Origin of the sequence: Methanosarcina sp. UBA5 (assembly GCF_002505485.1) — an archaeon.
GTDB lineage: Archaea > Halobacteriota > Methanosarcinia > Methanosarcinales > Methanosarcinaceae > Methanosarcina.
In genome coordinates this window covers 1-8,042 of sequence record NZ_DAVG01000094.1, presented here as the reverse complement: position 1 = coordinate 8,042, position 8,042 = coordinate 1, and the positions used below count along the sequence as shown (strand labels likewise).

Sequence of the window (8,042 nt, the reverse complement as noted above, 5' to 3'; positions counted from 1 at the left end):
ACTCAAATTACCTTATTGTGAAAAATTACCTTATTGTGAAGGTTTTCAACGATTTTGTAAAATGCTCTGATTTTTTGCAACGGAACTGGAATTCTTCGAAAAACTTAGAACAGATATTGCATTTCTTAAGAATACAATTGAATATCTTGGTAATAACTATTTTTGATAATTATATAAATTATTACCAAGATAAAACATAACTAAAGTATTCTTTTATGACTTGTATATATATCCCATTTCCTAAGAAATTCATATGCAGTAATTAGAATGTTTTCTTAGGAAACAAAGTAAGTTTTATATGCTTCCTAACCATATAATGTATAATAAATTTTAATGAGATATAAAAGTGGCACAGAAATACACATTGGAAGAAATAATTGCGTCAAGTTCTCGCTTATTCAAAAATAAGCAGGTACTGAAACCTAACTATACCCTAAAAGGAATAGATGATATTCTTCACAGAGACGAAGAAATAAGAATTTACTTTGAATATTTAAAAGATATATTTGTGGGAGTGTCACCTAATAACATTTTCATATATGGAAAACCCGGACTTGGAAAAACTCTGATTACAAAACTTGTTTTAGACTTAGTGAAGCAGGAAGTTAAAAAAAGAGGTATTGACCTCTGTGTTATCAATATTAACTGTGATGAGATAAAAACTGAACATGCTATTTTACAAAAACTTGTTCAGGAGATCCCGTCAGACGAACCTCGAAGGATTATAGGGAATTCTACAGATAAACACAATGAATACCTCAAGTACCTGATAAATCACTATCAGGGAATTATAATAATAGTATTAGACGAGTTAGACAAAGCCGACAAGCCCGAAATGATTAATAAAATAATCAGAACTGAATCTGAGGCTTCAGGGCAATTTCCAACTATCATAGGAATAACAAATGATTTAAAATTGAGAGATCGTTTCCCACCTCACCTGAAAAGCGTGCTCTGTGAAAATGATTTGATAATAAAGCCTTATGATGCAACGCAGCTTGCAGATATTCTGAGAGCTAGAACTGAGATGGCATTTCAGCCTAATGTTGTACCGGAAATGGTTATTGACTTATGCGCCGCCTATGCTGCTCAGGATTATGGAGATGTTAGAAGAGCCATTGACCTATTGAGAGTAGCAGGAGAACTAGCAGAAGCTCGTAATGAATCAACTTTAGTAGAACAAGATGTAAAAGATTCTTGTGCAAAAATAGAAGTAGATAGAGCCATCGAGGTTATCAAGACACTTTCAACTCAGTCTAAAGCGGTCTTGTTGGCTTGTATTTATGTGTATGATTCCCCACAGGAAAATATAACGGCAAACATTTACGAGGTGTACAAAAAGCTTGCTTATGAAATTGATATAAATGTACTTACACAAAGACGAGTTACAGATCTTATTTCGGAACTTAATCAGCTTGGAATTTTAGAAGGGTTCAATGATTTCAGAGGAATAAAAGGAAGAAAGAAAGTAATTACGAAGATTACATCAAAAGAACAGGCACTTCAAATGCTATATAAAGATGAGAGAATAGAGGAAGTAAAGAATTATCACCCAAGTGTATTTTGTAGGTGAGAAAACAGAATATGTATATATCTAATTTCCTAAGAAACCATAGAATTCTGTGGCAGGAATTTGCTTTCTCTTTAATGTTCTAAAACATTAACTCTTTAATATCCTAGTGTTATGTTATACAAATAATACTATATATATTTAATTAAAGCATAATCAAAAAATTATCTAAAAATACCAACATTGGAGTTCTTAGGAAATGAGATATAGGTATATCGGAAATCAAGATGAAAATTTATGATAAGAGAAAGAAAACCGGTTCCGTTGCAAAAAATCTGGCTTTGTTAAAATCAGTGTAAACATTCACAATTAGGAAATTTGGTTCCGTTGCAAAAATATTTTTTTTATACTTTGAGGATATAATTGATACTTTTATGTACTATCTTTTAGGCAAAGATAATTATTAATTCTCCTAATTGTGAATGTTTTCATTGATTTTGTAAAATAATCAGATTTTTTGCAACGGAACCCAATTTATTTCTCAAACTTTAATCTGCTTTAATACCAACTCGTTGAAATCTCTTTGACAGCTACTGTAAATGTAAATCCATTTTACACACATTTATAACAAGTAAGTATAATATTGTATATCATAAAGGAAATGGGGAATAACATGTTAAAGGTAAGTCCACATCCAGATTATCCTCCAGAGGAAGGCAGGTATCTAAGAGGAAATGATTTTTCTCCTGTTGCCATTGCGGTTATTTTGAAAACTGATGCCGACAAGATTCCACCTGAAGTTGAAAAGCTTGTACGAGCTGGGATAGAAAGTGGAGCGGCGCTTGCTGGAACGGTGCAAACAGAGAATATTGGATTTGAGAAGATAATATGCAATATCGTTGCTAATCCGAATATTCGTTACCTAATTCTCGGGGGACCAGAATCCCCTGGGCATCTAACCGGAGAAGCTATGAAGGCTTTGTTTTCAAACGGCGTTGATGAAAAAAAGCGTATTATTGGAACAGATTCGCCCCATCCTTTTCTATTCAATTTGCCGATGGAGTTCATCGAACGCTTCCGAAAGCAAGTTACCCTAATCGATCTTCAATTTAAGGGAGATCCAGAAATAATTAGACAAGCTGTGTGGTCGTGTTATCAGGAAGAGCCAGTGAATTTCCACGGTTATTCCCTTTACGATCTAGGAGCTTACCCTGAACCTCCTCTCAGCGGCAGGATAACACGGCGTATCACTCAACCATGGATTGAACCGGCAGATGAGAAGGAAAGTGAGAGAGTGAAGAAAATTAAAGAGCAAATAGAGCGGTCAATAGCGAAAGGCAAAAAAGAATAAGGGCTGACTTGTAGGGCTGACTTGTTAATTTAATTCACGAATATCTTCCATCATCTGGTTTTTTATGCTGGTTTTTACTCTCTTTATTTTCTTCCTCTTCCATTTCTTTCCTGAATTCTATATAATCCCTCTCGACTTCTTCTATCTTGTTTTCCATTTGTGATCTCCATCCAATATTAGCAGATCACACTCTATTTATATATTTTGGAACAATTTAGTATTTTTATTAAGCCATTCAAATTTTCCCTCTAAGAATTCCCCATTCTATGAGCCTCTTTTCTATGTCCCTCATTTCGTAATCTGTAAAAGAAAGACTCTGGTAATGTCTAAGACTGGTAATAGGGTCGTGTCCTTGCCTGCTGTATATTTCAATTTCTGGTATTCCTGCTTTCAACATCCAACTTTCAATTGTTTTCCTAGGAGTCTTTGGATTGACCTTTGGAATAATACCAGCTTTGTAGCTCCATCTTTCAAGGTTCTCAAACCAGGTATTACGTGCTGGTGGTTTCTTGCACTCTAGGAAAGCCTTGAAAAGATAGGGAAATGTAGCCGGTAATTTGTCTATGGTCCTCTTAACAAGTTTTTGTTTTACTTTCCTCTGTGCCTCTTTAGGAAGGATAATCTGGTTTCTTTCAGTATAGTACCATTCTTCATGCTCGTGTAACCTTTGAAGCTCCACGTACCGAAGGCCTGTAATTGTATTGACTTCAAAAATAGGCCTGAACTTCATTGGAATGAAATTAACAAATTGGTCATATTCCGCAACTGTGAGAACCTTTGTCCCATCAGAGGTAACAAGTCCATTATCCATGAGATGTGATATACGAACAAAATATTAAAAAGTTCGTATTTTTTTGAGGAATATTCTAAAAATTGATAGAAAAATGAGAGATTTTCTCCTAAAATACGAACATTCTATGGCAAAAAGGTTCGTATATCGAAGCATCCTGCAAATTAAATTTTTACAAAAATGTACAGTTTTTAAAATTTGAACATGATGTAAACCTTTAGGTTTCAACATACACAAAACTGAAAAAGTCAACAGTTTGTCTAATTTGTTTGTTTTTTGCAGATACAAGCTTCATCAGGTATTGTGTAATCTATAAGGGTTGACCTTCGAACTGACCCTAGAGCGTACCGAAGATTTATCTCAACCCTCATAGACTACACAGAACCGAAATAAAAAGGATCTTTATATTAGTCTAGCATATTCGTATTATTGGTGGGTGGATGGCAGATATGTCGAAATGGTGGGCTTGTCCAATCTCAGATCTTGCAAATTTTTACAATACTAACATAAAAATAGGTCTTTCAGAAACACAGGTTCCAAAAAATGCTGAGAGATTTGGTAAAAATACCTTTGCTGAACTCAAACCTTCCAGTACTTTTTCTCTTCTTATTGAAGGAATTAAATCACCCATGATGCTGCTTCTTCTTTCTATAGCAGTTCTTTCCTTGATATTCTCCAAATTTTTAGAAGCCGCTGTAATGGTTTTTGTCGTCCTTGCTTATGTTTTCATAGAGTTGATTAATAAAGCAAGAACCGATCGTACCCTCAAGCAACTAAAAGCACTGGCACAACCAACATTAACTGTTATCAGAGCAGGAAATAAATCAGAGATAGCATCATCTGAGCTCGTAGTTGGGGATCTAATTGTTTTATCCTCAGGAGTTCGTGTTCCTGCTGATGGTCGAATCATTGAAAGCAAAGGCTTGGTTGTTGATGAATCCACATTAACAGGCGAATCAAATTCTGTAAGGAAAGATGCTGAATCTGAGGTTCCGGAAGAAGCGCCACTTACGGAGAGAACTAACTCCGTATTTTCGGGCACCGTCGTCCTTGATGGTGAAGGAATTGTGCTTGTTACTGCTGTTGGAGAGAAAAGTGAATTTGGCAAAATTGCAAAAGAAGTACAAATAACAAAAAAAGAAAACACCTATCTGCAAATTACCATGATAAATCTGGCAAAAATGCTTGCAGTCGTTGCATTTGCAGTTAGTCTTATAGTACCTGGCATAGGAGTATTGAGAGGTCAGGATTTTCAGCAAATGGTTATTACTTGGTTAGCTTTGACATTTCTGATGGTTCCAGGACAGCCACCAATTATAATTACGATGGCACTTGCACTGGCTTCCTTTGAACTTGCAAAAGAAAATATTATAACAAAACGTTTGAGAGGTACGGAAACACTTGGTTTCGTAACTGTTGTAGTAACAGATAAAACGGGAACTGTAACAGAAAACAAAATACGCCTTGAAAAACTTATTTCTGCTGATGGGAATGAATTAGAAAAATCATCAGAACAATCCGTTGTGAAAGAAAAAGTTCTTCTATCGCTTCCAGAGCATTCTAGGGATCCTACAGACGAGGCGGTTTTTGAAGCACTTGGCGGAACTCAAGGTAAAAAAATTCATCCTGATATATTCATTGGTTTTGCTAGAGGGCAGCCTTGGCGTATACTTGTATACAAAAAAGACAACAGCTTTCTCCATGCGATAGCAGGAAAACCTGAAATACTTATCAACAGTTCAAACCTTCCCCAAAAAGAAAAGGAGAAATTGCTTGAGATTTTAGAAAAAGAAACTGCTGCCGGAGAACGTGTAGTTGCTTATGCTGTGCGCTTTTTAGACAAACTAGAGACTGACAGGCTAACAGATCTGGATTTCGTTGCTCTTGCAATATTGACAGATCCAGTTCGGGAAGGCGTGAAAGAAGCCATAACTTCACTTGAATTGGCTGGAGTAACAACGGTTATTGTTACTGGGGATCACCCGGGTACTGCTAAAGCAGTCGCAGAAAAAATTGGATTAAGCGGAGAAGTAGTAACTGGCGATCAGATCGAACGCCTAAAAGACGACGAGCTTAGGGCAGTAGTAAAGAAAACTAGGGTATTTGCACGAGTTGCTCCACTCCAGAAGCTTCAGCTGATAAAGGCCTTCCAAGCCGATGGGGAAAAAGTTGCTATGATTGGGGATGGCATAAATGATGCCGCTGCAATAAAATCAGCTGATGTAGGCATAGCGATGGGGAAAATGGGTACTGACCTCGCAAAAGAAAGTGCCGATCTTGTGTTAACTGATGACAATTATGTTCACATTCCAGAAGCAATAACAAATGGCAGGAAATCTCTGGACAATTTCCAGAAAGGACTTACATACTATCTTACCGCTAAAGCAATACTGCTTTCAATTTTCCTGATTCCCTTAATACTTGGAATTCCTTTTCCTCTTAATCCAATTCACATAATTATAATTGAGCTGCTGATGGATCTTGCTTCTTCAACAATATTCGTTACTGAGCAGAAAGAACCTAATTTGCTCCAACGTATGCCAGAAAATGTTCAAGAATACTTGAAATCAACTATATTGGAAAAAATTTTTGTAAATGGTATCGGACTCGCATTAGGAATAACTGTTCTTTATGTTTTCTTATATTTCCAGACAGATGATCTTGTCCTTGCACAGACTGCAGCGTTCTCAACCTGGCTACTTGGACATATCTGCCTTGCACTAAATATGAAGCAAAGAAAGCTTCCTCTCCTGAAACAGGGTATTTTTTCAAACCGTTTCGCATCATTATGGCTTGCCGGAATGATTGTACTGACCGTAACAATGACAAATATTCCCGTTGTGTTCCCATACTTGAAGACTACTTTTCTCCCGTTTTCGGTATGGGGAATTATTCTGATAATGGTAATAGTCACAACTTTTTGGATAGAGGTCAAGAAAATGATCAGAATGGAAGCACGTCGAGAAACGGATGAAATCATACGTTAAGGATTTTGAATTGGTTGAGCACCTCGTTTTTTTAAACCGTTTACATTGTAGAATATATATAAGCATCATAAAGTATGCGTATAGATTTATAAATTTTGAGTTATATATTTATTAATTCTTTGTACTCTAATGGGGGATGTATGAGATGAGTAAAAAGACTATTAAATTAGCTACTGCATTCATCGCTTTATTACTGTGTGTAGCGATAGTTGGTGAAATTTCAGCAAAAGCTCCGCATACTGAAACGGTAAACAGTTCGGATGACAAGAATGTTAGTGACAGTTACTGGGCATCAACAGAAAAGACCATGGGCGTAAAAAGCGAGCTTAAACCTAATGATGCCATTACATTTAGCATACCAATGGGTGAAAAGGTAACACTCGACGGAATACCACTGAATACTGCCTCTGACCGAACTCATGATTTCGATTTTATGAGAGTCGGAAACAAGACAATGATGGTTGGTGAAATCGGGCTTACGGAGACGGAAGTCAAAAACGTGACAAAGATGGTTCTTCAGTCAGGATTCCAGATAACTGCATTACATAACCATCTGCTACGACTGTCACCACATATATTGTGGATGCACATACACGGTTATGGCGATTCTACAGATATGGCCAAGAAAATCCGCAGTATTACTGATTATGTTAACGGAAAACCTCCTGCTAAAAGTGAAGAGAGCTTCCTTAATGAAGGCATTAATACTACCAAACTCGATAAGATTTTCGGGGAAAAAGGCTCTACCGAAGGAGGAGATTATGGCTTTGATATACCTAGAGCCGATAAAATACGCATGAACGGCTATGTACTATCCCCGGCTATGGACGTTTCAACCTTGATACATTTCCAGCCTATCGGGAATAGCAATGCGGCAGTTATCGGCGAACTTGTACTAGAAGAAAACGAAGTGGAGCCTGTAATGCAGACTCTATCAAATAAAGGTATTGAGATCACAGCCCTGCACAGCCATATGATAACCGAGCAGCCCAGACTATTCTATTTGCACTGCTGGGCGACGGGAAATGCTACAGAGATTGCAAGTATTATGCGCGAAGCTCTTAATGAGACAAATAGCACTATCGGAAGCTAAAACATATCTTAAACTTCCTATTGGGCACTCTATGATAAATTAAGTTTAACCTTGAGGTGAATAACTGATAAGCTGTCTTGAAATTCAAAATTATTTCAAGACTTTTTATTATTTGGTAAACTCCCATTTGACCAATGGTTCCTATAGTTGCATAGCCTGTTCTTTATAAAAGGCATTTATATTTTTCATTTAGTAACACTTTTTTAAGCTTAAAATCGATATCATTAGACATCGAGAAAAGTGCCTATGTGTTTTATATAGTTTTTTTGCATTTAATGGTGCCGTAGTCGGAGTAAACAAGTGTATTCCTA

6 protein-coding genes are annotated in these 8,042 nt (G+C 36.5%); 4 read left to right on the top strand and 2 right to left on the bottom strand.

The features are described 5' to 3' along the window. The first annotated feature begins 346 nt into the window (after positions 1–346). Both BP621_RS10270 and BP621_RS10265 read left to right on the top strand, forming a co-directional pair. Positions 347–1,573, top strand: a complete 1,227-nt coding sequence (locus BP621_RS10270; protein ID WP_292389607.1) for a Cdc6/Cdc18 family protein — start codon at positions 347–349, stop codon at positions 1,571–1,573. 610 nt (positions 1,574–2,183) lie between these two features. Continuing rightward, a complete protein-coding gene (locus tag BP621_RS10265; protein ID WP_292389605.1) occupies positions 2,184–2,861 on the top strand; it encodes a tetrahydromethanopterin S-methyltransferase subunit A in 678 nt (225 codons plus the stop codon). A gap of 34 nt (positions 2,862–2,895) precedes the next feature. Here the strand turns inward: BP621_RS10265 and BP621_RS10260 are convergent, their stop codons facing one another. Then, positions 2,896–3,018: a hypothetical protein gene (locus tag BP621_RS10260; RefSeq protein WP_292389602.1), complete on the bottom strand. Its 123-nt coding sequence runs from the start codon at positions 3,016–3,018 to the stop codon at positions 2,896–2,898. A 78-nt stretch (positions 3,019–3,096) separates the two neighbouring features. Continuing rightward, the gene (locus BP621_RS10255) at positions 3,097–3,672 is read right to left on the bottom strand and encodes a tyrosine-type recombinase/integrase (protein WP_292389600.1); all 576 of its coding nucleotides are present in this window, start codon (positions 3,670–3,672) and stop codon (positions 3,097–3,099) included. A gap of 419 nt (positions 3,673–4,091) precedes the next feature. On the opposite strand from BP621_RS10255, the gene BP621_RS10250 reads away from it, so the two are divergent. Beyond that, on the top strand, positions 4,092–6,638 hold the full coding sequence (locus tag BP621_RS10250; protein ID WP_292389598.1) for a cation-translocating P-type ATPase: 2,547 nt from the start codon (positions 4,092–4,094) through the stop codon (positions 6,636–6,638). A gap of 145 nt (positions 6,639–6,783) precedes the next feature. After that, positions 6,784–7,731: an LppY/LpqO family protein gene (locus tag BP621_RS10245; protein WP_292389597.1), complete on the top strand. Its 948-nt coding sequence runs from the start codon at positions 6,784–6,786 to the stop codon at positions 7,729–7,731. The last annotated feature ends 311 nt before the right edge of the window (positions 7,732–8,042 follow it).

What these genes read in the sequence shown, in the direction of transcription:
- BP621_RS10245 (WP_292389597.1), top strand. Translation starts at nt 6,784, where the DNA reads ATGAGTAAAAAGACTATTAAATTAGCTACTGCATTCATCGCTTTATTA.
- BP621_RS10260 (WP_292389602.1), bottom strand. Translation starts at nt 3,018, where the DNA reads ATGGAAAACAAGATAGAAGAAGTCGAGAGGGATTATATAGAATTCAGG.
- BP621_RS10265 (WP_292389605.1), top strand. Translation starts at nt 2,184, where the DNA reads ATGTTAAAGGTAAGTCCACATCCAGATTATCCTCCAGAGGAAGGCAGG.
- BP621_RS10250 (WP_292389598.1), top strand. Translation starts at nt 4,092, where the DNA reads ATGGCAGATATGTCGAAATGGTGGGCTTGTCCAATCTCAGATCTTGCA.
- BP621_RS10255 (WP_292389600.1), bottom strand. Translation starts at nt 3,672, where the DNA reads ATGGATAATGGACTTGTTACCTCTGATGGGACAAAGGTTCTCACAGTT.